21 protein-coding genes are annotated in these 26,164 nt (G+C 68.2%); 13 read left to right on the plus strand and 8 right to left on the minus strand.

The genetic code is table 11. The features are described from left to right. Positions 1-3: 3 nt before the first annotated feature. Positions 4-1,275, minus strand: coding sequence for a sensor histidine kinase (locus GC106_RS14040; protein WP_173129507.1), 1,272 nt, complete (start codon positions 1,273-1,275; stop codon positions 4-6). A gap of 144 nt (positions 1,276-1,419) precedes the next feature. On the opposite strand from GC106_RS14040, the gene GC106_RS14045 reads away from it, so the two are divergent. Then, a complete protein-coding gene (locus tag GC106_RS14045; protein WP_173129510.1) occupies positions 1,420-2,322 on the plus strand; it encodes a YeiH family protein in 903 nt (300 codons plus the stop codon). 80 nt (positions 2,323-2,402) lie between these two features. Here GC106_RS14045 and GC106_RS14050 read toward each other — a convergent pair whose 3' ends face one another. Beyond that, positions 2,403-2,552: a hypothetical protein gene (locus GC106_RS14050; RefSeq protein ID WP_173128872.1), complete on the minus strand. Its 150-nt coding sequence runs from the start codon at positions 2,550-2,552 to the stop codon at positions 2,403-2,405. Positions 2,553-2,566: 14 nt separating this feature from the next. Between GC106_RS14050 and GC106_RS14055 the strand changes: the two genes are divergently transcribed. Then, the gene (locus tag GC106_RS14055; protein ID WP_173129512.1) at positions 2,567-3,067 is read left to right on the plus strand and encodes a peptidylprolyl isomerase; all 501 of its coding nucleotides are present in this window, start codon (positions 2,567-2,569) and stop codon (positions 3,065-3,067) included. A 63-nt stretch (positions 3,068-3,130) separates the two neighbouring features. Here the strand turns inward: GC106_RS14055 and GC106_RS14060 are convergent, their stop codons facing one another. Then, positions 3,131-3,781: a TetR/AcrR family transcriptional regulator gene (locus tag GC106_RS14060; RefSeq protein ID WP_173129515.1), complete on the minus strand. Its 651-nt coding sequence runs from the start codon at positions 3,779-3,781 to the stop codon at positions 3,131-3,133. A gap of 76 nt (positions 3,782-3,857) precedes the next feature. Between GC106_RS14060 and GC106_RS14065 the strand changes: the two genes are divergently transcribed. Together GC106_RS14065 and GC106_RS14070 are read left to right on the plus strand one after the other, a co-directional pair. Then, a complete protein-coding gene (locus tag GC106_RS14065; protein WP_173129518.1) occupies positions 3,858-5,384 on the plus strand; it encodes an MFS transporter in 1,527 nt (508 codons plus the stop codon). An 80-nt stretch (positions 5,385-5,464) separates the two neighbouring features. Then, a complete protein-coding gene (locus GC106_RS14070; RefSeq protein ID WP_173129521.1) occupies positions 5,465-6,709 on the plus strand; it encodes a helix-turn-helix domain-containing protein in 1,245 nt (414 codons plus the stop codon). A gap of 187 nt (positions 6,710-6,896) precedes the next feature. On the opposite strand, the gene GC106_RS14075 is transcribed toward GC106_RS14070, so the two are convergent. Further along, on the minus strand, positions 6,897-7,850 hold the full coding sequence (locus tag GC106_RS14075; RefSeq protein WP_173129524.1) for a hypothetical protein: 954 nt from the start codon (positions 7,848-7,850) through the stop codon (positions 6,897-6,899). 393 nt (positions 7,851-8,243) lie between these two features. On the opposite strand from GC106_RS14075, the gene GC106_RS14080 reads away from it, so the two are divergent. The 6 genes from GC106_RS14080 (at position 8,244) to GC106_RS14105 (ending at position 19,556) form a co-directional block, all read left to right on the plus strand. Further along, positions 8,244-9,203, plus strand: coding sequence for an MBL fold metallo-hydrolase (locus tag GC106_RS14080; protein WP_173129527.1), 960 nt, complete (start codon positions 8,244-8,246; stop codon positions 9,201-9,203). Further along, positions 9,200-10,582, plus strand: a complete 1,383-nt coding sequence (locus GC106_RS14085; RefSeq protein ID WP_173129530.1) for an FAD-dependent monooxygenase — start codon at positions 9,200-9,202, stop codon at positions 10,580-10,582. The genes GC106_RS14080 and GC106_RS14085 overlap by 4 nt, the downstream gene beginning before the upstream one ends. Positions 10,583-11,062: 480 nt before the next feature. After that, positions 11,063-12,121 (plus strand): multicopper oxidase domain-containing protein, encoded by a 1,059-nt coding sequence (locus GC106_RS14090; RefSeq protein ID WP_173129533.1) that lies wholly within the window; start codon positions 11,063-11,065, stop codon positions 12,119-12,121. A 33-nt stretch (positions 12,122-12,154) separates the two neighbouring features. Further along, entirely contained in the window at positions 12,155-16,135 is a 3,981-nt protein-coding gene (locus GC106_RS14095; RefSeq protein ID WP_173129536.1) for a ThuA domain-containing protein, read from the plus strand. A 73-nt stretch (positions 16,136-16,208) separates the two neighbouring features. Further along, positions 16,209-18,557 carry an OmpL47-type beta-barrel domain-containing protein gene (locus tag GC106_RS14100; RefSeq protein ID WP_173129539.1) on the plus strand — a complete coding sequence of 783 codons (2,349 nt, stop codon included), beginning with the start codon at positions 16,209-16,211 and terminating at the stop codon, positions 18,555-18,557. Between the two features lie 30 nt (positions 18,558-18,587). After that, positions 18,588-19,556 (plus strand): hypothetical protein, encoded by a 969-nt coding sequence (locus GC106_RS14105; RefSeq protein ID WP_173129542.1) that lies wholly within the window; start codon positions 18,588-18,590, stop codon positions 19,554-19,556. A gap of 35 nt (positions 19,557-19,591) precedes the next feature. On the opposite strand, the gene GC106_RS14110 is transcribed toward GC106_RS14105, so the two are convergent. Next, the gene (locus tag GC106_RS14110; protein ID WP_312872641.1) at positions 19,592-20,167 is read right to left on the minus strand and encodes a TetR/AcrR family transcriptional regulator; all 576 of its coding nucleotides are present in this window, start codon (positions 20,165-20,167) and stop codon (positions 19,592-19,594) included. A 106-nt stretch (positions 20,168-20,273) separates the two neighbouring features. On the opposite strand from GC106_RS14110, the gene GC106_RS14115 reads away from it, so the two are divergent. After that, a complete protein-coding gene (locus tag GC106_RS14115) occupies positions 20,274-21,164 on the plus strand; it encodes an LLM class flavin-dependent oxidoreductase (RefSeq protein WP_173129545.1) in 891 nt (296 codons plus the stop codon). A 14-nt stretch (positions 21,165-21,178) separates the two neighbouring features. Beyond that, the gene (locus tag GC106_RS14120) at positions 21,179-22,078 is read left to right on the plus strand and encodes an alpha/beta hydrolase family protein (protein WP_173129548.1); all 900 of its coding nucleotides are present in this window, start codon (positions 21,179-21,181) and stop codon (positions 22,076-22,078) included. Positions 22,079-22,091: 13 nt separating this feature from the next. Here the strand turns inward: GC106_RS14120 and GC106_RS14125 are convergent, their stop codons facing one another. Continuing rightward, positions 22,092-22,949 carry a helix-turn-helix transcriptional regulator gene (locus tag GC106_RS14125; RefSeq protein WP_217280525.1) on the minus strand — a complete coding sequence of 286 codons (858 nt, stop codon included), beginning with the start codon at positions 22,947-22,949 and terminating at the stop codon, positions 22,092-22,094. 179 nt (positions 22,950-23,128) lie between these two features. On the opposite strand from GC106_RS14125, the gene GC106_RS14130 reads away from it, so the two are divergent. Then, positions 23,129-23,974, plus strand: coding sequence for an SDR family NAD(P)-dependent oxidoreductase (locus tag GC106_RS14130; RefSeq protein ID WP_217280478.1), 846 nt, complete (start codon positions 23,129-23,131; stop codon positions 23,972-23,974). A gap of 16 nt (positions 23,975-23,990) precedes the next feature. Here the strand turns inward: GC106_RS14130 and GC106_RS14135 are convergent, their stop codons facing one another. After that, positions 23,991-25,139 carry a serine hydrolase domain-containing protein gene (locus tag GC106_RS14135; protein WP_173129557.1) on the minus strand — a complete coding sequence of 383 codons (1,149 nt, stop codon included), beginning with the start codon at positions 25,137-25,139 and terminating at the stop codon, positions 23,991-23,993. 48 nt (positions 25,140-25,187) lie between these two features. Further along, positions 25,188-26,111, minus strand: a complete 924-nt coding sequence (locus GC106_RS14140) for an NmrA/HSCARG family protein (protein ID WP_173129560.1) — start codon at positions 26,109-26,111, stop codon at positions 25,188-25,190. Positions 26,112-26,164 lie beyond the last annotated feature (53 nt).

A 26,164-nucleotide genomic window follows, 5' to 3' on the forward strand; every position in this document is an offset into this window, starting at 1 on the left:
TCCCTAGTGGACAGTCGGGAGGCTGACCCGGACGCGGTACCCGCCGCTGCGGCGAGGTCCCGCCTCCAGCTCGCCGCCGTGCACCGCGACCCGTTCCCGCATCCCCAGCAGACCGAATCCGTTCGATCCTTTCACGTCACCGCGGCCGTCGTCCGTGACCTCGACCTCCAGCGCGGAATCGAGGTACCGCACCCGGACGTCGGCTTTGTGGGCACCGGCGTGTTTCACCACGTTCGTCAGGGCCTCCTGGACGACGCGGTAGGCGGACAGGGCGACGCCTTGCGGCACCGGCCGGGGCTCGCCGTAGACACCGTGGTCCACTTCGAGGCCAGCGTTACGGGCGGCCGTGACGAGTTCCGGCAGCTGGTCGAGTCCCGGTGAGGCCGGGTGGGTTTCGGGGACGTCGGTGTCTTCGGCCCGGAGGACTCCGAGCAGGCTGCGCAGTTCGTTGATGGCCGTGCGGGCGGTTTGCTCGACTGTTCGCAGGGCTTCGCTGGCCACCTCGGGGTTCTTCGCCAGCACCCGGCGTGCGGCACCCGCCTGGACGCCCATGACGGAGACATGGTGTGCGACGACGTCATGCAGGTCGCGGGCGATCCGGACGCGCTCGGCCACGATCGCGCCCCGGGTGTTCTGCTCCTGGGAGAGACGGAGTTCTTCCGCACGCCGGACCAGTTCGGCCTCTCGCCGCGCCGAGAGCCAGGCGACGTTGCCGAAGAAGTAGGCGCCGAGGAAAAACAGGATGTTGACGCTCAAGCCGTACAGGAAGTTCGCCAGCAGCGGGTCCAGCGGCCCGGCGGCGTCCGGGAAGGGCGGCCTCGGCTTGGCGATCGTCATGAGCATGCCGTAGCCGAGCCAGGCGAACATCGCGAGGATGACCGCGACGCGGGCCCAGCGTGCCCACGTTCGGTTCCGTTCCCACGCGCCAACGGTGTAGGTGGCGATGAACAAGGCGATCGACGGCATCAGGTTGTCGCCGACCTGCCTGGCCTGGGCGGCGATGAACAAGGCTCCGACGATCAGCAGGACCGCCAGCGGGTAGCGGCGGCGCAGCATCAGCGGCAGCGTGAGGGCAGCGGCCCAGATGAGCTGTTCCCACAGCGCGGGGGCCGCTCCGAACGTGAAGGCACCCATGCTGTTGATCAGGATCATCGCGGCCAGGGCGCCGAGCAGCGTCAGGATCGCGATCAGGACGTCCTGGCGCTGCTGGGCCGGGGTGGGCAGGGGGCGTCGCCAGTTGTTCCAGGTGTGTTCTTCGGTGCCTGTCTCGCCCATGGGGGTCAAGGTAGCTCAAGGCCGGTTCTGGTGTGTCGTGTCCGGGTCTCGGCTTCCGGTTCGCCCTCAGTCATTCCCTTTGGCTATGACCTCAGGCTCAATCACCCGGTACCGCGTGCGCGCGAGGGGCGGCAACCTGGTGGCATGTGGGTGGCGTTGGCGGGTGCGGTCGTGGCACTGGTGGTCAATCACTTCGTGCCAGTTCTCAGTGCCCTGACCGTGGCTGTCCTCATTGGAGTACTGGTTCCGGTCAGGGCCGACCTCCAGCACGCCACCCGGCGGTTCCTGCGGGCCGGTGTGGTCCTGCTGGGGCTGCAGCTCAGCCTCGCTCAGATCACCGATCTCGGGTTCGGGACTGTTCTCGCGGTCGTGGTCACTGTGCTGGCCGGTTTCTTCGGCACTTTGGCGTTGGCCCGGTGGATCGGGGTGTCGCGCGGGCTTGGGCTGATGGTGGCGACGGGGTTCTCCATCTGCGGCGCTTCGGCCATCGTGGCCATGGACAGTGTTGCCCGGACGGACAAAGAGGACGTTGCCGCCAGTGTCACGCTTGTCACCCTGTACGGCAGTGCGGCGATCGCCTTGGTGCCCTTGATCGGCCGTGGGATGGGCAGTGAGTTCCTCGGCAAGTGGGCGGGATTGAGCGTTCACGAGGTCGCACAGGTGGTGGCGGCCGCCTCGCCTGCCGGTGCCGCGGCCGTCGGTGCCGCGGTGGTCGTGAAGCTCACGCGTGTCGTCCTGCTCGCGCCGATCGTGGCGGGTGTGGGGTTCTTTCAACGGCAGGACGGGCCGAAGCCTCCCGCGGTCCCGCTCTTCGCCGTGGGCTTTCTGGCGATGGTTCTGGTGCGTAGCGCGGGAATCCTTCCCGGCCCCGTGCTCGACGGGGCGAAAGTGACCACCACCACCCTGCTCGCGGCGGCGATGTTCGGGCTTGGGACGACCGTCCGGATCGGCAAGTTGGTGCGGGCGGGCAAGAAGGGCCTGGTGTTGGGGGCGCTGTCCACGGTCCTGGTCGGCGGAGTGGCGTTCGGGTCGCTCATCCTGATCTAGGCCAGCCGGCGGCGGGACGCCCACGCCAGCGCGTCGGAGACCTCGTGAGTGTTTATCAGGGTTCTAACCCCGATAAACACTCACGAGGAGGGCGACTCGAAGGTGCGATCGCGCAGCGCCCAGCCACGGCGGTAGCGCTTGCCGAGCCGCAGCGCGTGCTTGGCCTGGTCGACGATCTGCTGGTAGGTGGCTGTGCCGGAGCGGCGGTCGCGCCGGTCCGGCCGGGTCAATGCAGAATGTGGGCATGAGCAAAGTCAAGCTGCACACGTCGCACGGCCCGATCGTCCTCGAGCTCGACGCGGCGAAGGCCCCCGAGACCGTGGCGAACTTCCTGCAGTACGTGAACAGCGGGCACTACGACGGCACGATCTTCCACCGCGTGATCAAGACCTTCATGATCCAGGGCGGTGGCTTCGAGCCGGGTCTGCGCCAGAAGCCGACCGGCGCCCCGATCAAGAACGAGGCCCAGAACGGCCTGAAGAACGACCACTACACCGTCGCCATGGCGCGGACCTCGGACCCGCACTCGGCCACCGCGCAGTTCTTCATCAACACGGCGACCAACGACTTCCTCAACCACACCGCCCCCGCGGGCCAGGGCTGGGGTTACGCCGTGTTCGGCAAGGTCGTGGAGGGCACCGAGACCGTGGACGCCATCGCGGCCGTGCCGACCGGCAACGCGGGCGGCCACCAGGACGTGCCGAAGCAGGACGTCATCATCGAAAAGGCCGAGGTCCTGGACTGACGCTCCCCCGCCGTGAGGGCCGCTTGCCGGGCATCCGACGCCGGCACCGCGGCCTTCACGGCACTAGGGTCGCCTCGCCGGAGGCGACGTCAAGTACATCTCGATGCCGTCGAGCACTCGCTCCAGGCCGAACGCGAACTGCCGGTCCAGATCGAGTTCGACGTCGTCACCGAGTTCGGCGGGGATCGCTTCCAGCCGCCGATGCCCGACGCCCCGCAGTTGCTCGCGCCAGTACTGGCCGGAGCCCTCACGATCGGGTTGCGTCCACGTCAGGGCGAGGCCTTGGCCGTACGACGTGACAATGCTGAGCAGGTGCAATTTCTCCAGCGCGGTTACGTCCAGGCCGTCGAATGACGCGAGTGCCCATTCCATCGCCGCCAGCATTTTCGGCCCCAGCACGGGACGGCAGGTGGCCGTCGCGGCGAGAAACCAGGGGTGCGCGAAATACGAGCGCCAGTCCTGGTTGGCCAGCGCGGCGAGCGCGTCGCGCCAGTGCGGCGGGCGTGGCTCGGGGTAGGCGAACTCCCCCACCACCGCGTCGACCATGGCCTCGATCAACGCTTCCCGGTTGGCCACGTGCCGGTACAGCGCCATGCCGCTGGCGTTGAGACGCTGACCGACCAGGCGCATCGTCACCGCGTCGAGGCCGCCCTCGTCGGCCACCTCGATCGCGGCGGACACGATCTGCTCACGGCTCAGACTGGGCCGCGCCATAACTCTCCCATTCCCGGTTGCCCCATGCGCACCAATCGAGTATACCTTGTAAACATCGCGTGTTTACGTTGTAATCATGCTTGAGGGGGATCTTGTGGAAACCGACGTGCGCACCCGCGCCACCCGGCGCGAATGGCTCGGTCTCGCCGTCATCGTGCTGCCCTGCCTGCTCGTCTCGATGGACCTGTCGGTGCTGTTCTACGCCTTGCCCGCACTCAGCGCCGACCTGGCCCCGACCAGTTCCCAGCTGCTGTGGATCCTCGACCTGTACGGGTTCGTCCTCGCCGGGTTCCTGATCACGATGGGCACCCTCGGCGACCGTATCGGACGCCGGAAAGTACTGCTCGCGGGCGCCGCCGTGTTCGGCGTCGCCTCGGTGGTCGCCGCGTACTCGACGTCCACCGAGATGCTGATCGCGGCGCGTGGCCTGCTCGGCATCGGCGGTGCCACGCTGGCGCCGTCCACGCTGGCGTTGATCCGGACCATGTTCCACGACCCGGGCCAGCGGCAGATCGCGGTCAGCGTCTGGACGCTGGGCTTCGCCGGCGGCGCGCTGCTCGGCCCGATCGCGGGCGGCGTGCTGCTCGAACACTTCTGGTGGGGCTCGGTGTTCCTGCTCAACGTGCCGGTGATGGTGCTGCTGCTGGTCCTCGGCCCGCTCCTGCTGCCCGAGTTCCGCAACCCGGACCGGGCCCGGTTCGACCTGGCGGGCGCCGCACTCTCGCTCGCGACCATCCTGCCGATGATCTACGGCGTCAAGAAGATCGCCGCGGACGGGTTCGCGTGGGGCCACCTGGGCTCGATCGCGATCGGGCTGGCGTTCGGCGCGCTGTTCCTGCGCCGGATGCGGCTCGCCGAACACCCGATGATCGACATCAGCCTGTTCCGCCGAGTGCAGTTCAGCGGCGCGGTCGTCACCGCCACCATCACGTTCGTACTGCTGGCCGGACTGGGCCTGTTCATCTCGCAGTACCTGCAACTGGTGCTGGGCTTCGGACCGCTCAAGGCGGCGTTGTGGAACCTGCCGAGCATGGCGGGCATGGTGCTGGGGATCGCCGTGGCGACGTCCCTCTCGGCCCGGTTACGACCGGCGATCATCGTCGCGGCCGGGCTCGTCCTGGCAGCAGTGGCCTACGGCCTGCTCGCTCAGGTCGGCACCGAAACCGGGCTCGCCTGGGTCGTCGCGTCCCAGGTGGTGCTCGCCCTGGGGATCGGCGGCGTGGTCGCGATCGCCACCGACCTCGTCCTTGCCACAGCGCCGAAGAACCGGGCCGGCGCGGCAGCGGCCGTGTCCGAGACGGCGAACGAGTTCGGTGGGGCGATCGGCATCGCCGTGCTCGGCAGCGTCGCCGCCGCGATCTACCGCGCGGAACTGCCCGCCGACGTCCCCGGCCCGGCACGTGAAACCCTTGGCGCGGCACACCAAATCGCCGCGTCGATGCCGGTCGAGCTGGGCCAGGCGTTGATCACCGCGGCACGTGCGAGTTTCGTCAGCGGCATGCAGTGGGTGGTGTGGCTGTGCGCGGCCGTGTCCGTGCTCGTCGCCGTGTTCGTGGCCGCCGTGCTGTGGAAGGTCCCCGCCACCACCGAACGGGCCGAGTGATCCGGATTCGTCAGCGGCAACAGGAAACCCGTCGCCACCGTTGGTACCGCGCGGTACCGTGCGAAGGGGAGGTGCGTCGAGTGGTCAACCACGAATTCGGCGCCGAGTTGCGCAGACGGCGTGTGCACGCCGAGATCTCCTTGACCGACTTGGCCAGGCGGCTGAACTTCAGCAAGGGCTACCTCAGCAAGATCGAGAACGGCAGGCAGCACCCGACCGAACAGCTCGCCCGGCTCGCGGACGCGGAACTCGGCGCCAACGGGGAACTCGCCGCGCTGGTCCACCGGGCCCGGCCGCGGCGGACCAACGACGCCAGTGTGGAGATGGTCCACGCCAGCCGGCGGGACGTGCTCGCGTTCGGCAGCGCGCTGTTCCTGCCGCTGGGCGTCAGCGATGCCGACGCCGAGACCGCGGGCGAGGACCCGCAGACGCGGCTGTACTACCGCGACCAGTTCGAGCAGCTTCGCAAGCGGGGCCAGCAAAGCGCACCGGGCCTGGTGCTGCGCACGGTCGGCGTCGAGTACTGCACGCTGCTCGAACTGGCCTACGCGACGCCGCGGGCGCCCACCCGAGCGGTCTTCGAGATCCTCGCCGCGCGATACGCCGAGTACGCGGGCTGGATGGCGCAGGAGGCCGGCGACAACCAGTCCGCGTTGGCGTGGACACGGCAGTCGGCCACACTCGCCACGTCCGCCGGAGATCAGGTCCTCGCGGCGTACGCCTTGGTCAGGGAAGCCGAGCTCGCCATGTCCGCCCAGGACCCCGCACGCACGATTTCCCTTGCACGGCAAGCACAACAGCGCGAGGGCGCGGACACACGCGTCCGTGCCCTCGCCGCGCACCGTGAGGCGCAAGGACACGCGATGCTCAACCAGAGCCGCGAATGCCTGGCCGCGCTCGACCGTGCCGAATCCTTGCTGTCCCCAGCAGTCCCGGACGGCCCGGGCGGATCACCGCTCGGCTCCACCACGGTCGCCGACCTCAACCTGGCCGTGTCCGGGTGGTGCACCTTCGATCTGGGCAGGCCGCGCCAGGCCGCCGAACTGCTGGAACGAGCGCTGGCCAGAACCGCTCCGACGGCCCGCCGGGCACGCGCGATGTACGGCGCGCGGCTCGCATTGGCCTACGAGGCAACGAGTGACCTCGATCGGATGTGCGAGGTCGCGTCGCAGGTCATCGCCATCGCGCAGCCGATCGGCTCGGCCACCGCACGCACCGAACTGCGCAGGCTCACCAAGGCGATGGCGCGCAGGCACAACTACCGCCCGGCCAGGCAACTGCACGTCGAGATATCCGCCGCGCTCTTCGGGTTTCCTGTTTCCTGACTGATTCCGCGACAGGAAACTCCTTCCGGGCCGTGCCGGGACCGACCATTCTGTGAATCACCAGCTGGTGGCAGATCACGAAGGTCGACGTCTTCCTTCACGCACGGTTTCCTGAAGGAGGAAAAACCATGGAGCCGCACTGATTCGTCCGCGATCGGTGACGCCAGGGGGCGGGCCTCCCCCGGCGTCACCGCCATTGAATGCCGTACGCACAACCGTTGATCAAGTCCCGGAACTGCGCACTGACCTCGTAGGCCAGATTGGGTTCCAGCTCCGTTCCGGCGACCGGCTCGTCGTCCACCGCACTGTGCGGGACGCCGTCGTGCCGCCAGATCCGCTTCGGCACGCGGTTCGGATGGAATCGCACGAGCAGCGTGAAGTACCGGCATTGCCGGTACGGCACGTACACATATCTGTTCACCATTTCCTGGCCGGGCGGAATACGCGCGATCAGGCCGTAGGTGTGCCGTTCACCGCGGTGCAGCGTTCTCGGCAGGGTGATCTCGGTGCTGAAATTGGTGCTGGAGCCCTGGCCCGTTCCGGCGAGCAGGCCGCCGAACATCATCTCGCGGGTCAGCTCCATCCGCGCGTCGTGGTTCGAGGGGTGCCGCGGCACGTCGATGGACGTGACGATCCGGTCGAGCGACGACGCGGTCGCGACGATCGTGCGGCGTTCGACAGCCTCGGGACTGGGCAGGTCGAGGCGCAGCACCGCGTCGAACACGTCGACGTACCAGCCGGCCCCGCCGTGCCCGACGCCCGGCATCGGCACCTGGCCCCGGTCCGCGTTCGCCGCCATCTGCAGGAACGCGTCGTCCATCCGCCTGCGTGCTGTCCTTGTGTCGCAATACAACTCGCGCGCCAGGGCGGACAGCCGCTGCTGCAGTGTGTCGCCGTCCTGCGAAGGCGGGAGGTTCAGCCCGCAGCGAGCCGCCCGGCGCGACGGCTCGGGCAGGCCGGTCATCAGCTCCTCGCAGTAGGCGATCACCTTGCGGCGCAGGGCGGTGCCGGTGTCCACACCGGCGTTGAACAGCTCGGCGAACTCCGGCCGCACCCGGGATTCGAGGTCCCTGGCGAGCACGCCGCGGCCCTTGCGCAGCTTGACGAGGCTGTCCTTGACGATCTCACCGACAGTGGGCACCGTACGAAATCCATCCCTCAGCTGGCCGGTTCGAAAACAATGGACCGGCGACGGCGGATCCTGTCGGAGCGGAAAACGTACCAGCCGGCGTACAGGCCGTACAGCGGTTCACCCGTTCGGGAGATCCCTCGAATGATCCCGCCGAATCCGCTGGTCCATCGGCGGGACAGCGATGACGATCAAGAAACCCGTCACTCGAAAGGACGAACCAGCGGCACTCCCGACGATCCCGGCGACGGCGAGTCCCGTGGCCGGTGCCGCCGTTATTCCGCCTGCCGCGGAAGCCGTGCCATTCCCCCGCCTGCGTAGCCACCGCGTGCCGCCTTTCTCCCGTCACAGGTGCCTGCCCATGGACTAGTCGCGATTACTCCCGTTCGCGCTACAGTCATTCGGGTGAACCAGAAGAGTTTCGCCTCGTCGGCCGATCTGGCCGACAAGGAGCAGACCCTGGAAATACTCGGCGACGGCATCTACGCGCTGACCGCGGAAGGCGACCCGAACGTCGGTGCGATCGAGGGCGAGGACTTCCTCGTCTGTTTCGAGGCGATGGCGACGCCGGTCGCCGCGCGGGAATGGCTCACCAAACTGCGCGAACACACCGACAAACCCGTGCGTTACCTGGTTCTGTCGCACTACCACGCGGTTCGCACGCTCGGCGCGTCCGCGTTCGACGCCGACATCATCGTCGCGCACGAGAACACCAGGGCGCTGATCGCCGAGCGCGGGAAACAGGACTGGGCGAGCGAGTTCGCCAGGATGCCCCGGCTGGCCAAGTCGCCGGAGTCGGTGCCCGGACTGACCTGGCCGACGTTGACGTTCTCCGACCGGCTCACCATCGACCTCGGCGGCGAGCGTGGCGATCTGGTGCTGCGGTACTGCGGACGCGGCCATACCGAAGGCGACATCGTCGCCTGGCTGCCCCGCCACCGCATCCTGTACGCGGGCGACCTCGTGGAAGCCCAGGCGGCCCTGTACACCGGCGACGCGTTCCACCGCGACTGGGCGACGTCCACTTTGGACAAGATACGGACGTTCGACGCGTCGGTGCTGATCGGCGGACGCGGTGCGGTCACCCATGGCCGTTCCGCCGTGAACGCCGCGATCGACCAGACCAGGAACTTCCTGACAGTGTTGCTGCACGAGGTCTCGTCGGTGTACGCCGCGGGCGGCACGCTGAAGGAGGCCTTCGAACGCACCCACGCGGCACTGTCCCCGCAGTACGGCAAGTGGCCGATCTTCGAGCACTGCCTGCCGTTCGACGTCTCCCGGGCGTGGGACGAGTTGTCCGGCGTCGAGCGCCCGGTGATCTGGACGGCCGAGCGCGACCGGGAAGTCTGGGACCAGCTGGCATGACTCCCGTTGTGGTCGTCGGCAACGGGCCGGTCGGCCAGACCACCGCGTTGTTGCTGGCCCGGTGGGGCGTGCCGGCGGTGGTGCTGGACAGTCGTGCCGAACGGGATGCGATCGGCTCCAGGTCGATCTGCCAGCAGCGCGACGTGCTGGACATCTGGCGTTCGGTCGGCGCGGGCGAGCAGATCACCGCGGAGGGCCTGACCTGGCGGACCGCCCGGACGTTCTACCAGGACACCGAGTTGTTCGCGGTAGACCTGCCGTCCACCGGCACGCTGCCGCCGTTCGTGAACCTGTCGCAGTCACGGACCGAGGAGATCCTGGATTCCTGGATCGCGCGGCAGCCGTTGATCGACGTGCGATGGGACCACCACGTCACCGGTCTGGACCAAGACGCCGACGGCGTGACCGTCACGTGCGTGAACGGGCAAGTGCTGCGTGCCTCCTATGTCGTGCTGTGCGCGGGAGCCCGCGCGGACGCCCTGCGGTCCGCGTTGGGCGTCACCTTCGAGGGCCGGTCGTTCGACGACCAGTTCCTCATCTGTGACATATCCGCGGACCTTCCCGGCTGGGCGCACGAGCGGCGCTTCTACTTCGATCCGCCGTGGAACCCGGGCCGTCAGGTGCTGATCCACCCGTGTCCCGGTTCGACGTTCCGGATCGACTGGCAGGTGCCCGCGGACTACTCGGCGGAGACCGACGACCTGGACGGCCGGATCCGCCAGATCATCGGCGACGCGGAGTACTCGGTCATCTGGAAGTCGGTCTACCGCTTCCATTCCCGCGTGGCGTCCCGCATGCGGGTGGGCCGCGTGCTGCTGGCCGGGGACTGTGCCCACCTGATGGCCCCGTTCGGCGCGCGTGGCCTGAACTCCGGCGTGGCCGACGCCGAGAACGCCGCATGGAAGATCGCCTTTGTGCTGCAAGGGAAGTCCGCCGGGGATCTGCTCGAGACGTACCACGTCGAACGGCACGCGGCGGCGCTGGAGAACCTGGCGGTGACCACCGAGACGATGAACTTCCTTGTCCCCCAGGACGATGCCCAGCGCCGACGACGGCTTTCGGTGCTGGAACGAGCCAGGCACGACCCGTCGGTGCATTCCGAGGTCAACTCGGGCAGGCTGTCCGCGCCGTTCCCGTATCGCTCCTCTCCCCTGACGTCCGGCACGCATCCCGCCGCCGGCCGGCTCGTGCCGGAGCGGTGCCGGTCGTTCTGCCGCGACGGCGTGCAGGTGATCCGGGAGTCCGCGGCACTGGGCGTGCGGCCGGGCGAGATGTGGGTGATCCGGCCCGATGCCTACGTCGCGGCGGTCGCGACCTCCTCGGCGGAGCTGAATGCCGCCCTCAGCAGCCTCCTCCTCGTGAGTGTTTATCAGGGTTAGAACACCGATAAAGACTCACGAGGACGCGGGGCAGGTTGACTGTGGGTGAGGCTTGCCGTCCCGGCGTGTCGTGGATGCGGTCTATTTTGTCACGCGGTAATTAACTGTGGGCGTAGTCCTAGCAGCAGTGGACGGCGGATTTGTCTCGTCCTGAACCAACCCGGGCGACACCGGACGGGTGTCTTGCGAAATGACAAAGGCCTGTCCGGTCCGTTACGCCGTTTGGCCCTTAACTTTTGTCTGCAGAATGCATAAGTTGCACGGGATCGACACGAAAGAACACCGGACCCGTCGGACTGAGGCAAGACAACAACATCGGCAGCCGTCCATGCAAGCGCGGCATGGATGGATTGTGCGATTGCTGGGGATGAGCGAGCCGCCACGCTGACCAAACGGGGCGTGCCGCCATGCCCTCGTAGCGGTGTCGAAGACGCTTCGAGGACCGTTCGGCCCGATCGTCGTTACCCCGAATGGAGAAGGATGGACAAGCACGCTCAGACCGGCTGGTTGCAGAACCTGGTCAACCGCCGCTCTGTGCTCGCCACGGCCACCGTCGGGCTGGCCGTTCCCGCCGCCATGACGCTGGGCGCGGCGGCTCCCGGTGGTTCCACCGCCCAGGCACAGACCGGTGTGGTCAAGAAGATCACCATGTACGTCGAGGACCTGCCCAACGGCTTACTCGGCTACGGACTCGAGCCGGGCAAGGCCTCGATTCCCGGGCCGTTGCTGGAGATCTACGAAGGCGACACGCTGGAGATCACGCTGGTCAACAAGACCGACGAGCGGGTGTCGATCCACCCGCACGGCGTCGACTACTCCGTCGAGTCGGACGGCAGCCCGCTCAACGCCTCCTTCAACGGTCCCAACGAGACCCGGGTCTACACCTGGCGGTCGCGTGAGATGGCCTCCACGGGACACGGCAGGCTGTACACCCCCGGCAGCGCCGGCTACTGGCACTACCACGACCACGCCAATGGCACAGACCACGGCACGGGCGGTCTCGCACGTGGCCTGTACGGCGGCCTGATCGTGCGCCGGCGGGGCGATGTCCTGCCGGACAGGACTTTCGTCGCGGTCCTCAACGACCAGTTCATCAACCACAAGAAGGCACCGGACACCCCGATGTTCGAGGCCAACCTCGGGCAGCGGGTGGAGTGGCTGGCCATCGCGCACGGCACGTCGCTGCACACCTTCCACCTGCACGCGCACCGCTGGGCCGACAACCGCACGGGCTACCTCGAAGGCCCGGCCGATCCCAGCCCGATCATCGACATCAAGGACCTCAACCCGGGCTCGTCCTTCGGTTTCCAGGTCATCGCCGGCCAGGGCGTCGGGCCCGGCGCGTGGATGTACCACTGCCACGTGCAGAGCCACTCCGACACCGGGATGGCCGGCATCTTCCTCGTCCGCAACGCCGACGGCAGCATGCCGCCCGGCGCACAGGAAGCGATCGATCGCTTCCACGGACACGTGCACGCCTCCGCACCGTCCGCGGCAGACACGCCGCGGACGGACGAGAGCCACGCACACCACAACTGACCTCCTGGCCTGCCTACGACAAAGGAGTTTGGGATGGGGCGACGGTTCACAACCGGTCGATTTCGCAGGAGAACAGGGAGACATGCCTTATTGGTGCTGACCGCGGCGGCGGCCATGGTCGGCGGCACCCTGACCACGGCGGCCGCGGCACCGCCACCGCAGGCACCCGCCACCACGGCGGCGTCGCTGGCGGCCGGGATCAAGGTCCTGGTGTTCCACGGCCCGCTGGCCGACCAGCAGGACCCGGTGGCCAAGGCCGCCGAGACGTTCAAGGAGATCGGCGCTGCCAACGGGATCGCGGTCGACACGACCTCCGACCCGGCCGCGTTCACCGCGCAGAACCTCGCCGCGTACCGCGGTGTGGTGTTCCTGTCCGCGGAGAAGGCCGCGCTCAGCCGTGACCAGGAAGCCGTTCTGCAGGCTTACATGAAGGCAGGCGGCGGTTTCCTCGGTGTCGGTGACGCCGCCAAGGCACAGGCCGGCTCCTCGTGGTTCACCGGCCTGATCGGCACCCGGCCGGTCGGCAGTGTCTCCTCGCCGGAGGCGGTGGCCACGGTCACCGCGAGCGCGGAGAACCCGCCGAACGAGACCAAGGAGAAGGCCGCCGACAACAACCCCAGCACCAAGTGGCTGACGTTCAACCCGACCGGCTGGCTGGCCTACCAGCTGCCCGCCGCCAAGGCGGTCAACCGGTACTCGCTGACGTCGGCCAACGACTTCCCCGGGCGTAACCCCAAGGACTGGACCCTGGAGGGTTCCAACGACGGCAGCACCTGGACGCCGGTGGACCGGCAGACCGGCCAGGTGTTCACCGAGCCGTTCCAGACCAGGGTGTTCCCCGTCGCTTCGCCGGTGTCGTACACGCGCTACCGGCTGAACATCACGGCCAACGCAGGCGACCCGATCATCCAGCTGGCCGACCTGGGGCTGTTCGCGGGCGACCCGACTCCCCCGCCGACGCCCGCCGTCAACCAGGCCGTGGTGAACATCCTCGACCGGCAGCACCCGGCCACCAAGGACCTCCCGCTCAACGTGACGCGGTCGGACCGGTGGTACAACTGGGATCCCAACCCGGTCGGCACCGTGCACACGGTCGCGCAGGTCGAGGAGTGGCGCTACGACGCGGGTCCCGGCGCCAACGGGCCGTTCCACCCCGTCTCGTGGTGTCGTGACTACGAAGGCGGCCGGTCCTTCTACACCGGCATGGGCCACACCGAGGGCAGCTACAGCGAGCCCGCGTTCCGCACGCACCTGACCGGTGCGCTGAAGTGGACGGCCGGTGTGGTGCGCGGTGACTGCCAGGCCACCATCGCGGCGAACTACAAGATCGAGCGCCTGACCCAGGCCAACCAGCCGGGCCAGCTCGACCAGATCGGTGAGTCGCACGGTCTGACCACCGCTCCCGACGGCACGATCTTCTACGTCGGCAAGGCGGCCTGCCCGTCCGGCCCGATCGTCCCGTGGGAGGACCCGAAGGTCGGCCTCGGCTGCGGCACGATCCACCAGTTCAAGACCGACACCAAGCAGGTCAAGCTGTTGGCCACGCTGCCGGTGATGGGCAACCGCGGCAGCGGCGGCGAGCTGGTGAAGAACGAGGAGGGCCTGCTCGGCATCGTCGCGGACCCGAAGTTCACCGAGAATGGCTGGATCTACGTCTACTGGATGCCGCAGGACACCGTCGACCGGGTCCGGCACACCGGCAAGCGGACGATCTCGCGGCTGACCTACGACCGCAACGCCCAGACGATCGACCTGAGCACGCGCAAGGACCTGCTGCAGTGGGAAGTCCAGCAGCACAGCTGCTGCCACGCCGGTGGCGGCATGGCGTTCGACGCCAAGGGCAACCTGTACGTGGGTTCCGGTGACAGCAACTCGTCCGAGGGTTCGACGGGTTACTCCGGCAACAACTGGACCGAGGAGTTCGGTGGTCTGTCCTTCCAGGACGCCCGCCGCACGTCGGGCAACACCAACGACCTCAACGGCAAGATCATCCGCATCCACCCGGAGCCGGACGGCACGTACACCATCCCGCAGGGCAACCTGTTCCCGCCGGGAACGGACAAGACCCGGCCGGAGATCTACGTGATGGGCGTGCGGAACATCTCGCGCCTGCAGATCGACCCGGTGACGCAGTGGCTGACCGCCGCGTGGGTCGGCCCGGACGCGCCCTCGCCCAACCCTGAGCTCGGCCCGGCCAAGTACGAGACCGCCACGATCATCACCGAGGCGGGCAACCACGGCTGGCCGTACTGCATGGGCAACAAGCAGCCGTACCGCGACCGCAGCAACACCGACGCGTCGGTGCTGACCGGTTGGTACGACTGCAACGCGCCGAAGAACACCTCACCGCGCAACACGGGTCTGGTCGACCTGCCGCCGGTGAAGAACAACATGATCTGGTACTCGCCGGACGGCGGCGGCCCGGTCTTCCCGACCCGGCCGGACGGCAGTGGCCTGCCGACGTACAACAAGGCGGACACCATCTTCACCCAGCCGTACCTGAAGGGCGGCAACCAGGCGGTCATGACCGGCCCGACCTACCACCGGGAACTGGTCGACACCAACAGCGGTGTCGCGTGGCCGTCGTACTGGAACAACAAGTGGTTCATCGGTGACGAGGGCAACCCGGCCAACCGCATCGCGGTGACGGTCGACCCGGCCGGCGTGCCGACCGCACAGCCGCCGGCGTTCGCGGAGTCGCTGCGGGCGATCATCCCGGGCGGTGGTGGCAGCACGCAGCTGCAGAGCTGGATGGACGCGAAGTTCGGCAAGGACGGCGCGCTCTACCTGCTCGACTACGGCGGCGGGTTCTTCAGCCTGCACCCGAACCAGAAGCTGATCCGGATCACCTACCACGGTGGCGAGCCGACGCCGCGGCCTGCCGCGACTTCGGTGGCGGTGCAGAACAAGCCGCTGACGATCGGGTTCACCGGCTCGAAGTCCGGTGGCGTGTCCTACCGGTGGGACTTCGGTGACGGCACGCAGTCGACCGAGGCCAACCCGCGTCACACCTACGCTCGCACCGGTACGTACAACGCGAAGCTGACGGTGACCTACGCGGACGGCGCGACCCAGGTCGTGCCGGTGACGGTGAACGTCGGGTGCGCGGTGCCCGACAGCCGCGCCACCGTGTTCGTCGGTGACTCCGACTCCGGTGTGCCCAACAAGCAGACCGGTGGTGGCTGCACCATCAACGACCTGCTCGACGACGAGAGCCCGTGGGCCGACCACGGCGCGTTCGTCCGGCACGTCGAGGCGCTGGCCGCCCAGTTGCAGAAGGACGGTGTGATCACCGCCCGGGAGAACTCGGCGCTGACGCGTGCGGCGGCGGGGTCTGACGTCGGCACTGCCGCCAACACCGGGTACGAGCCGATCTTCGACGGCACCGAGCAGTCCCTGCAGGGCTGGGAGCAGGCGCCGAGCGGGTCGTTCTCGATCCAGCCGGACGGGTCACTGCGGTCCTCCGGCGGGCTGGGCATGCTGTGGTACGCGCAGAAGGAGTTCGGTGACTTCTCGGTGAAGCTCAAGTTCCGGGATTCCTCACCGGGCGACACCCGCGCCAACAGTGGTCTGTTCACCCGGTTCCCGGACCCGCGCATCCCGTTGGACCAGCGTCCGCCGGGCAGCTGTGGCACGGTCGGCAGCGCACAGACCTCGCCCGCCTGGGTCGCGATCTTCTGTGGGCACGAGATCCAGATCTACGACGGCGAGACCGGTGAACCGCAGAAGACCGGGTCGATCTACAACTTCGACCCGAACGGAATGCCCGCCGCCGGTGCCACGCCGAAGGGCGTCTGGAACGACTACGAGATCCGGGTCGTCGGACAGCACTACACGATCATCCGCAACGGCAAGGTGATCAACGAGTTCGACAACACGCCGGGCAAGCAGTCGTCTCGTGCGGGTGACCCGCCGACCGATCTGCGCCAGTTCGCCAGTGGCTTCATCGGTCTGCAGAACCACGGCAACGCCGACGTGATCGATTTCCAGAACATCCGAGTGCGGTCGCTCTAACCGCGAACGACCGGCCGGTGCGCCGCCCGAGGTGGCGCACCGGCCGGTCCCCCGCACTCATGGAAGGTGCAGCATGTTTCGACGCTTGATCACCGGGGTGGCGGGCGCGTTGATGGTGACGTCGATCGCCGTCGCCGTTCCCGCGTCCGCCGGCCCCATCCCCGACCCGGTCCTGATCCAGGCGCAGACGTTGACCTGGACCACGGACAACGACATGACCAGGTTCAAGTCAGCGCCGACACACGCGGCCGCGGGCACGACGACGATCGTCCTGGAGAACGGCCCGCAGACCCAGAGCCAGACGACGCACAACCTGACGTTCGACCAGTCGACGCCGGGCTACAACCACGATGTCTCGGTCAACCTGACCGTCGACGCGTTCCTCCCGCCGTACAAGGCCGAAGTCACAGTCACGCTGACACCGGGCAAGTACCGGTACTTCTGCGCCCTGCCGGGCCACCAGACCATGGCCGGCGAGCTCATCGTGGGTCCCACTCAGCCGGACACCACTCCCCCGACGGTCAACGCCACGGTCACCGGAACCAAGAACACCAACGGCGACTACGTCGGCAAGGCGACGGTCGGGGTGACCGCGACGGACAGCGAGTCCGGTGTGGACAAGGTCGAGTACCAGGTCGACGACACGAGCTGGCAGACCTACACCCAGCCCTTCGACGTCACGGCCATCGGTGACCACTCGGTGCAGTACCGGGCGACGGACAAGGCCGGCAACGTGTCCCAGACCGGTTCGACCCAGTTCCGCGTGGTCGAGCCGCCGTCGGACACCACTCCCCCGACGGTCAACGCGGCCGTGACCGGTGACAAGGACGCCAACGGCAATTACATCTCCAAGGCCACGGTCGCCATCACCGCCACGGACAGCGAATCCGGTGTGAAGTCCACCGAGTACAAATTGGACAGTGGCGACTGGACGCCGTACACGGCACCCTTCGACGTCACCACAACCGGCGCCCACATGGTCCACTACCGGGCCACCGACAACGCCAACAACGTCTCGACCGAAGGCATGACCAGCTTCACCATCGTCGGACAGCCAGACACCACACCGCCCACGGTCAACGCCACTGTCACCGGTGACAAGGACGCCAGCGGCAACTACATCTCCAAGGCCACGGTCGCCATCACCGCCACGGACAGCCAGTCCGGCGTCAAGTCGACCGAGTACAAGCTCGACTCGGGAGCTTGGACGCCGTACACGGCTCCGGTCGAGGTGACCGCGACCGGTTCGCACATGGTGCATTACCGGGCCACGGACAACGCCAACAACGTGTCGGCCGAAGGCATGACCAGCTTCACCATCGTCGGACAACCGGACACCACACCCCCGACCGTCAACGCGGCCGTGACCGGTGACAAGGACCCGAACGGCAACTACATCTCGAAAGCCACGGTCACCATCACGGCGACCGACAGCCAGTCCGGCGTCAAGTCCACCGAGTACAAACTGGACTCCGGCGCTTGGACGCCGTACACGGCACCCTTCGACGTCACCGCAACCGGCGCCCACATGGTCCACTACCGGGCCACCGACAACGCCAACAACGTCTCCGCCGAAGGCATGACCAGCTTCACCATCGTCGGACAACCGGACACCACACCCCCGACCGTCAACGCGGCCGTGACCGGTGACAAGGACCCGAACGGCAACTACATTGCCAAGGCGACGGTGACGATCACCGCCACGGACAGCCAGTCCGGCGTCAAGTCGACCGAGTACAAGGTGGACAGTGGGAACTGGACCGCCTACACGGCACCCTTCGACGTCACCGCAACCGGTGCGCACATGGTCCACTACCGGGCCACCGACAACGCCAACAACGTGTCGGCCGAAGGCATGACGAGCTTCACGATCGCACCGCCGCCTGCCGACACCACCGCACCGACGACCAACGCGACCGTCGCGGGCCCGAAGGACCCGAACGGCAACTTCGTCGACACCGCGTCGGTCACCATCACCGCGACCGACAGCCAGTCGGGCGTCAAACTCGTCGAGTACTCGTTGGACAACGGGGCCTGGACGCAGTACACGAACACCTTCCCGGTCAGCGCCAAGGGCGCGCACACCGTGAAGTACCGGGCCAGCGACAACGCGGGGAACGTCGCGCCGGAGAAGTCCGTGTCCTTCACGGTCGTCGAGCCGGGCACCGACGCGTGCCCGGAGTCCGACACACGCGAGACCGTGATCATCGGACGTGACGACACCGGTGTGGCCAATGTGGACACCGGTAACGGCTGCACCGTCAGCGACCTCGTGGACCAGTACGGCGACTGGCCGAGCCACGGGGTATTCGTCAGGCACGTCGACGCGGTCACCACCGAGCTGGTGAACCGTGGCGTGCTGTCCCCGCGGGACGCAGGCACGATCGTGCGCGCGGCCTCGCGATCCGACATCGGCAACTAGTTCCTTTCAACGCAGCAGGGAGAAACAAAGATGGCTAGACGGACCGCTTCAGCGCTCGCGACCCTGAGCGCGATGGTCACCGCGTCCGTGATGATGGCCGCGCCGGCGAACGCCGATCTGGTCATGTACTGCGTCGGGACGGGCGGCGCCGTGACGGTGCCGAGCGACCTGTACGTGCCGCCGGGCGAGTCCTGCTCCCTGCAGGGCACGACCATCACCGGCAACGTCCGGGTGGCCAAGGACGCCAACCTTGTGATCAAGGGCGGCACGGTCAACGGTGAGGTGCAGGTCGCGGCGAACGCCTACTTCGACTCGGTGGACACCCGCGTCGACGGTGACGTGACACTGGCGGCCGGCGGATTCGGCATCTACCTGAAGAACACCGACACCGCCCGGGTCGTGGTGCAGCCCAAGGGAACGCAGCCGGTCGAGGGCTTCCTCTTCGTCGAGGCGGGCTCGAAGATCGACGGCAACCTCAACTCGCAGGTCGGCGAGGTCAGCGTGACCGACAGCGAGGTGACCGGCACCGTCAGCACGAGCGGCGCCTACTTCACCGACCTGAGGAACGTCTTCGTCGACGGTGCGGTGTCGGTGCTGAACAACGCGACCGGCAGCGTGATCTGCGGGAGCGCCGTCCTGGGCAAGTCGACGTTCGCCGGGAACCTGGGCGGCGTGCAGCTCGGCCCGAACGGCGGGCTGGACTCGTGCGCGTCGGGCAACTACTTCGCCCGGGATGTCGCCATCTCGAACACCTCCGGCCGCACCACGCTGGACGACAACATCATCAACGGCCAGCTGCAGCTGACCGCGAACGACCCGGTCGCCGAGGTCGCGGACAACAACAGCATCCGTGGCGGCATCGCCGGTGAGTCCACCTCACTGGGCGCTGCCCGCACCGCCCTGGCCGCGGAGCGCGAGAGCACCGGCGCGGCGAAGGCCGCCGAGCGGGTGGCCACCGCCGAGAAGGCCGCCGCCGCCAAGGGCGACGCTCGGCTCTGATCCCGGTTGACCAAGCCCGGGCTCTGACACTGGTGTCAGGGCCCGGGCTTTTTCAGTCCCGCGATGAGGAGCGCGACCAGCCGGCGCGGGTCGTAGCGCTTGTCGTTGTCGGGACTGACGCAGAGGTTGCCCACGCCGCGCATCAGCTCCAGGGCCCCGATGTCGGAGCGGATCTCGCCGGAACCGGCGGCGGCTTCGACCAACTCGGTGCACACGGGCACGAGCCGGTCGAGGAAGTAGGCGTGCAGCGTCTGGAATCCGGCGTCGTCGGACTGCAGCACAGCGGCCAGTCCGTGTTTGGTGACCAGGAAATCGACGAAGCGGTCGATCCATTTCGCCAGGGCGGCGTACGGGGTCTCGCTCGTCGCCAGCAGGTGCGGGCCGGCCTCGGCGAGCGCCTCGACCTGGTGGCGGTAGACGGCGACGATGAGATCCGCCCTGGTCGGGAAGTGCCGGTAGATCGTCCCCATCCCGACGCCCGCCTTGGCCGCGATGTCGCGGACCGGCGCGTCCACGCCTGACGTCACGAACACGTCGGCGGCCGCGTCGAGCAGAGCCTTCTCGTTACGCCGGGCGTCCGCCCGCTTCGCCCGGCCCGCGCCTTCACTCACCGCATCGCACCTTTCCGCACGCTTGCTAAACGGAACACGGTTCCGTATCGTTAGCGGAGCAACGTTCCGTTTGCTCATCATGCCATGTCGAAAGGACACCCGGCGCATGACCGACCCATCCCGGCCGAGCTTCGGGATCATGACCGCCCCGATGCAGGTCGACTACCACGACATCGTCCGGGTCTGGCGCGAGGCCGACACGGTCCCCCACATCGAGCACGCGTGGCTGTTCGACCACCTCATGCCGATCGCGGGCGAGCTGGACGGCCCGATTCACGAAGGCTGGACACTGCTCTCCGCCCTCGCCGCACAGACCCGGCGGCTGCGGCTCGGCCTGCTGGTGACCAGCAACCGGTTCCGGCCGCCCGCGATGCTCGCCAAGATCGCCACGACCGTCGACATCGTCTCCGGCGGACGGCTCGACTTCGGCATCGGCGTGGGCTCCCGGCCCGGCCATCCCCTGGCCCGCCGCGAGTACGAAGCCCACGGCCTGCCCTTCCACGACACCGCCCACGCCGTGGGCGGCCTCGCCGAAGCGTGCACGGTGATCCGTCGACTGTGGACGGAGAACGACCCGTTCGACTTCGACGGCGAGTACATCAAGCTCACCGGGGCGTTCGGCAACCCGAAACCCGTCCAGCGCCCGCATCCGCCGATCGTCATCGGCGGCCGGTCGTCGGCGACACTGCGTGTCGTCGCCGAACACGCCGACGTGTGGAACATCCCCGGCGGCGACATCGAGGACGTGATCGGCCGCAGCGCCTTGCTGGACCGCTACTGCGCGCAGATCGGCCGAGACCCCGCCTCGATCACCCGCTCGATCTACCTGCCTGTCTCCTACGACCAGCCCGGCACTACCCGGGACGCGATCAGGGAGGCGACCGGCGCCGGCTTCCGGCACGTCGTCCTCGGACTGCCGGCGCCCTACCCCACCGGCGTCGCACAGTGGGTCGCCGACCAGATCCTCGCCGACGCGATCCACAGCGCGTCGGCGTAGAGAGGAAACCTGTGATGAACCCTGATTCCGTTCCTGTCGTCTCGGTGAAGCCGGTGGTGCTGTCAGCCCCGGGCCGCGGCGAGGATCTGCGAGTGCGCGTGTCCGCGCCCCAGACCGGGGACAACCTGCCCGTCATCGTTTTCTCGCACGGCTTCGGTTCGTCGATGGACGGCTACGGCCCCTTGGCCGACTTCTGGGCCGCGCACGGCTTTGTTGTCGTACAACCCACTCATCTCGACTCACGGACCCTGGGCCTCGCTCCGGACGATCCGCGGACACCGCTGATCTGGCGGGTCCGGATCGAGGATCTCAAGCGTGTCCTGGACCAGCTCGATCTCGTCGAAGCGGCGGTGCCCGGTCTGGCCGGGCGGCTGGATCGCGGCCGGATCGCCGTGGCCGGGCACTCGTGGGGTGCCCAGTCGGCCAGCATGCTGCTGGGCGCGCAGGTCGCCGGTTCCGGCGAGGACATGTCCGATCCCCGGGTGCGAGCGGGTGTGCTGCTTGCCCTGACCGGCACGGGCGGCGCGGACCTGTCGCCGTTCGCCGCCGAGCACTTCCCTTTCATGAACCCGAGTTTCGCGCAGCTGACCACGCCAGCGCTCGTGGTCGCCGGTGATCGGGACCAGTCTGCCCTGTCCGTCCGGGGGCCGGACTGGTTCACCGACGCGTACCACCTCAGCCCTGGCGCCACGGACCTGCTCACCCTGTTCGGCGCGGAACACTCGCTCGGCGGGATCTCCGGCTATGAAGCCAAGGAGACGACAGACGAGAATCCCGAACGTGTCGCGCTGATCCAGCAGGTCACCACGGCTTACCTGCGCGATGCGCTCGGCGTCGACGACTTCGGCTGGCAGACAGCCCGCAAGGCGTTGCAGGACGGCGGCAACACGTTGGGCCGTATCGACTCCAAGTGAGTGGCGCGGCCGTTCAGGCGTTCGTAATCGTCCAGCTCGCGAGCAGATCCATGGCTCGCCGGGAGGCCGATCCTGGCTCGGTGGTGTAGATGTAGAGAGTCGTGTCCGGGTCACCGGGCAGCGCGAGTGTCTCGTACTCGACGGTCAGCTCACCGACGAGCGGGTGACGTAGCCGCTTCGAGCCGTGGGTGCGTTGGTGGACCCGGTGCTGCTCCCACCACTGGTCGAATTCGCGGCTCTGTTCCCGCAGTTCGGTGACCAGAGCGGTCGTGACGCTGTCGCCGGGGTCACGGCCGACCTCGAACCGCAGGCTCTCGACCGCGGCCCGGGCCATGTCCGGCCAGTCGGCGAACAGCGACCGGGCGTCCGGGTCGAGGAACATCCAGCGGGCGTAGTTGCGGTGCCTGGCGGGCAGCCGGTCGAAGTCGGTGAACAGGGCCTTGGCCATCCGGTTGGCGGCCAGGACGTCGGTGCGGCGGCCGAGGACGAGCGCGGGCTCGCCGTCCAGGGAATCGAGAAGCTGGTAGAGCCCTGGACGCACACGCTGGACGCCGCGGGCCCGTCGGTGAGCCGGTGCGGCGGTCAGTCCGATGAGGTCTTCGAGATGGGCACGTCCAGCGGCATCGAGTTCCAGGGCGCGGCCGATGGCCTCGACCACGGCCGCGGAGGGCGTGATGCGCCGGCCCTGTTCCAGCCGGGCGTAGTAGTCGGTGGACACCCCGGCCAACAGCGCGACTTCCTCGCGCCGCAGGCCAGGCACGCGGCGCACGCGCCCGTCGGACGGCAGGCCGGCCCGTCGCGGGTCGACCTGGCTGCGGGCTCGGCGCAGGAAGTCAGCGAGTTCCCGGTTGGTGTTGGGCACGGAACCCATTGTCGCCGACTTCACCCGGTCGTGAGTGGACCTCTCAGTCCCAGGTTGCCCAATCCTCGGTCGCACAGGGCCCGAGATGACCGCCCAGCACGGCTTTCCGTGCTCCAGGCTGGAGTCACGGCGGACGACCGCCGTACTTCCCCGCAGATCGTGAGTGAAGGACGACAATGGCTTTCCCGATGGATCGACCCGCGACCTGGTTCGTGACCGGTACTTCCCGCGGCCTGGGTCTTGAGTTGGTCAAGCAGTTGCTCGACCGGGGCGACAACGTCGCCGCCACCACGCGCTCGACCGAGCGCCTGCTGTCCGCGCTCGGTGACGTCGACACGTCACGGCTGCTGCCGCTAGCCGTCGACCTGCGCGACGACGAAGCTGTCACGCAGGCGGTCCACCAGACGAGCGAACGCTTCGGTGGCCTTGACGTCGTGGTCAACAACGCCGGCTACGGCTTCCTGGCCGCCGTGGAGGAGACCACCGACCGCGATGTCCGCGACATGCTCGACGTCCAGGTCGTCGGCGTGTGGAACGTGTTGCGTGCCGCGCTGCCGATCCTGCGTGAGCAGCGGAGCGGCCACATCGTCAACGTGTCGTCGATCCTGGGGCTGACCGCCGTCCCGGGCTGGGCGCTCTACTGCGCGGGCAAGTTCGCGCTGGAGGGTCTCAGTGAGGCCCTCGCCGCGGAGGTGGCCGGGTTCGACGTGAAGGTCACCATCGTCGAACCCGGCTACTTCCGCACCGACTTCCTGACCACGGACTCGATCGCGTTGCCCGCCGCCACCACGGCGGCCTACCCGGCGATCCGTGAGATGACCGCCGAGCACCTTCGCCTGCAGGGCAGCCAGCTCGGTGACCCGGTCAGGGGCGCCGCGGCGATCATCGGCCAGGTGGTCAGCGGGGACGGCCCGCTGCGCCAACTGCTCGGATCGGACGCGCACTCCTACGCCACAGCCAAGGTCGACGCCCTGCGGGCGAACGTCGAGGCGACAGCGGGGACGGCGCCGTCCACCGACTTCCCCGCCGCCTGAGATCGCCTGTCCGGGCTTAGGCGGCACGCCGGAGTGCCTCGTAGACAGCGGTGACATAGGTGGCGCTCCGGTCGGAGCCGATGATGCCGGGCGCCATCTTGTTCATCACGTAGGAGATCGTCATGCGCCGCTCGACGTCCATGATGATCATCGATCCGCCCCAGCCGCCCCAGAAGCAGATCCGTCCGTCCGGGATCCACGGGATGGTGTCCTGGCGGGGTAACCCGTATCCGACGCCCCACCGCAACGGGATACCGAGGCCAAGGTCCACACCGTTGGCCTGTTCGGTGAAGATGAGGTCGATGGTGTCCTGGCCGAGCAGCCGGACGCCGTCGACCGAACCACCACGGGCGATCACCGACAGGACCCGCGCGACCGACCGGGCGTTGCCGTGCCCGTTCACAGCGCCGATCTCCGCACGGCGCCAGGCCGGTGTGTTGGCCACGTTCGCGTCCACGGCAGGACCCGTCAGGGCTCGCACCATCAGGTTGTCCGCGCCGAGTGCGGCGAAGTCGATCTGTGCCGGCGGTGGCGGAACTACGTCCGCGATCCGGCCCCAGTCCCGCTCGGCCGCGCCGATCTGGAAGTCCGCGCCCAGCGGGCCGGTGATCTCCTCGGCGACGAACCGCTTCAAGGTCTTGCCGGTGACGCGACGGACCACCTCGCCGATCAGGTGACCGAAGTTCGTCACGTGGTAGCCCGAGGCCGTCCCCGGTTCCCACCAGGGTGCCTGGGCGGCCAGCCGGGCGGTCGAGTTCTCCCAGTCGTAGAGGTCCTCGACCACGGCAGGCTGGTCGAGCGCGGCGACACCGGAGGTGTGCGAAAGCAGGTGGCGGATTTCCACGTCCCGCTTGCCGTTGGCGGCGAACTCGGGCCAGTACTCCGCCACCGGTGCGGTGAGGGTGAGGTCGCCGCGGTCGACGAGGATGAGCGCGGCGAGACTGGTGACGGTCTTCGTGGTCGACCACACGTTGGTGATGGTGTGTTCGTCCCAGGGGGTGGTGCGAGCCGGGTCGCGGTACCCGCCCCACAGATCGATGGCTACATCGCCGTCGATGTCGAGGACGAGGGACGCGCCCAGCTCCTCACCGGAAGCCACGTTCTGTTCGAACGCGGCACGGACGTTGTCGAATCGACGGTCGTGATGGCCCTGTACGTCGGTCATGACGCTACGCTAATCGTGACGTTGACAGGGCGGAGACCGTTCGGCCCGTCAGGCGTCGGCGCGCACGTGTTCCCGCGCCCACTGCTCGAAGCTGGTGAGCGGGATGCCCAAGTCCCTCGCGTCCTGCGGACGGCCCGGCATGCCTGCCTCGTTCATCCAGTCGAGCGTGGCGCCCATCGGCGGCATCCCGGCGGCCAACGCCTCCTGCTCGGTCATCTCCGGCGCGACCAGAGGCGTGCCCAGTACGCGGGAGAGGATCTCGGCGATCTCGGTCATCGACAGGTAGTCACTCGCCAGCTCCAACTCGACCCCGTCGAACCGTTCCGGCGCGACGAAAGCGGCGGCAGCCGCCCTGCCGATGTCCTTGACCGCGACCAGCGACAGCCGGGTCTCCGGTTTGACCACGCTCACCAGCCCGCCCTCGACACCGCGCGGGAACAGGTAAGCCGCGGACGGCAACAGGTTCTCCATGAAGAAGCCCGGCTTGAGCAGCGTCCAGTGCGCGAAACCCGCCGCGCGGACGTGGTCCTGGACCTCGCTCTTGGCATCCAGGCTGCGTTCCAGCATCGGCCAGCGGCCCTCCACCCAGCCGACGGACTCGCGGTGCTGCCCGGCGCCCATCGCCGACGTGTGCACGAACTGCTCGACGCCGGCGGCTTTCGCCGCCTCGACGAGGTTGATGCCTTGCACCCGCGCACCGTCAAAATCGAAGCCATCCGCGGACATGGTGGGCATCTGCACGGAGAACACACCTCGGGCACCCTTCGCGGCCCGGACCAGCGAATCGCGGTCGTCCAGATCGCCGGTGACCAGTTCGGCGCCGAGGGCCTCGACAGCCTTGGCCTGGTCGGTGGCCGGGTCGCGCACCAGAGCGCGGACGGCGACGTCCGCCGCTCGCAGGGCACGGACGGTCGCACCGCCCTGTTTGCCGGTGGCACCAGTGACCAGGACAGGCGCGAATTCCAGGGACATGACACTCCTCGAAATTAAGTGGCGGGGTCCGCCGTTTACGTCCGGTACGATAC

It is taken from the genome of Kibdelosporangium persicum, assembly GCF_013280595.1.
GTDB lineage: Bacteria > Actinomycetota > Actinomycetes > Mycobacteriales > Pseudonocardiaceae > Kibdelosporangium > Kibdelosporangium persicum.

Coding starts and splice junctions, on each gene's coding strand:
- GC106_RS14040 (WP_173129507.1), bottom strand. CDS start 1,275: ATGGGCGAGACAGGCACCGAAGAACACACCTGGAACAACTGGCGACGC.
- GC106_RS14045 (WP_173129510.1), top strand. CDS start 1,420: ATGTGGGTGGCGTTGGCGGGTGCGGTCGTGGCACTGGTGGTCAATCAC.
- GC106_RS14055 (WP_173129512.1), top strand. CDS start 2,567: ATGAGCAAAGTCAAGCTGCACACGTCGCACGGCCCGATCGTCCTCGAG.
- GC106_RS14060 (WP_173129515.1), bottom strand. CDS start 3,781: ATGGCGCGGCCCAGTCTGAGCCGTGAGCAGATCGTGTCCGCCGCGATC.
- GC106_RS14065 (WP_173129518.1), top strand. CDS start 3,858: ATGCTTGAGGGGGATCTTGTGGAAACCGACGTGCGCACCCGCGCCACC.
- GC106_RS14085 (WP_173129530.1), top strand. CDS start 9,200: ATGACTCCCGTTGTGGTCGTCGGCAACGGGCCGGTCGGCCAGACCACC.
- GC106_RS14090 (WP_173129533.1), top strand. CDS start 11,063: ATGGACAAGCACGCTCAGACCGGCTGGTTGCAGAACCTGGTCAACCGC.
- GC106_RS14095 (WP_173129536.1), top strand. CDS start 12,155: ATGGGGCGACGGTTCACAACCGGTCGATTTCGCAGGAGAACAGGGAGA.
- GC106_RS14100 (WP_173129539.1), top strand. CDS start 16,209: ATGTTTCGACGCTTGATCACCGGGGTGGCGGGCGCGTTGATGGTGACG.
- GC106_RS14105 (WP_173129542.1), top strand. CDS start 18,588: ATGGCTAGACGGACCGCTTCAGCGCTCGCGACCCTGAGCGCGATGGTC.
- GC106_RS14115 (WP_173129545.1), top strand. CDS start 20,274: ATGACCGACCCATCCCGGCCGAGCTTCGGGATCATGACCGCCCCGATG.
- GC106_RS14120 (WP_173129548.1), top strand. CDS start 21,179: ATGAACCCTGATTCCGTTCCTGTCGTCTCGGTGAAGCCGGTGGTGCTG.
- GC106_RS14125 (WP_217280525.1), bottom strand. CDS start 22,949: ATGGGTTCCGTGCCCAACACCAACCGGGAACTCGCTGACTTCCTGCGC.
- GC106_RS14130 (WP_217280478.1), top strand. CDS start 23,129: ATGGATCGACCCGCGACCTGGTTCGTGACCGGTACTTCCCGCGGCCTG.
- GC106_RS14135 (WP_173129557.1), bottom strand. CDS start 25,139: ATGACCGACGTACAGGGCCATCACGACCGTCGATTCGACAACGTCCGT.
- GC106_RS14140 (WP_173129560.1), bottom strand. CDS start 26,111: ATGTCCCTGGAATTCGCGCCTGTCCTGGTCACTGGTGCCACCGGCAAA.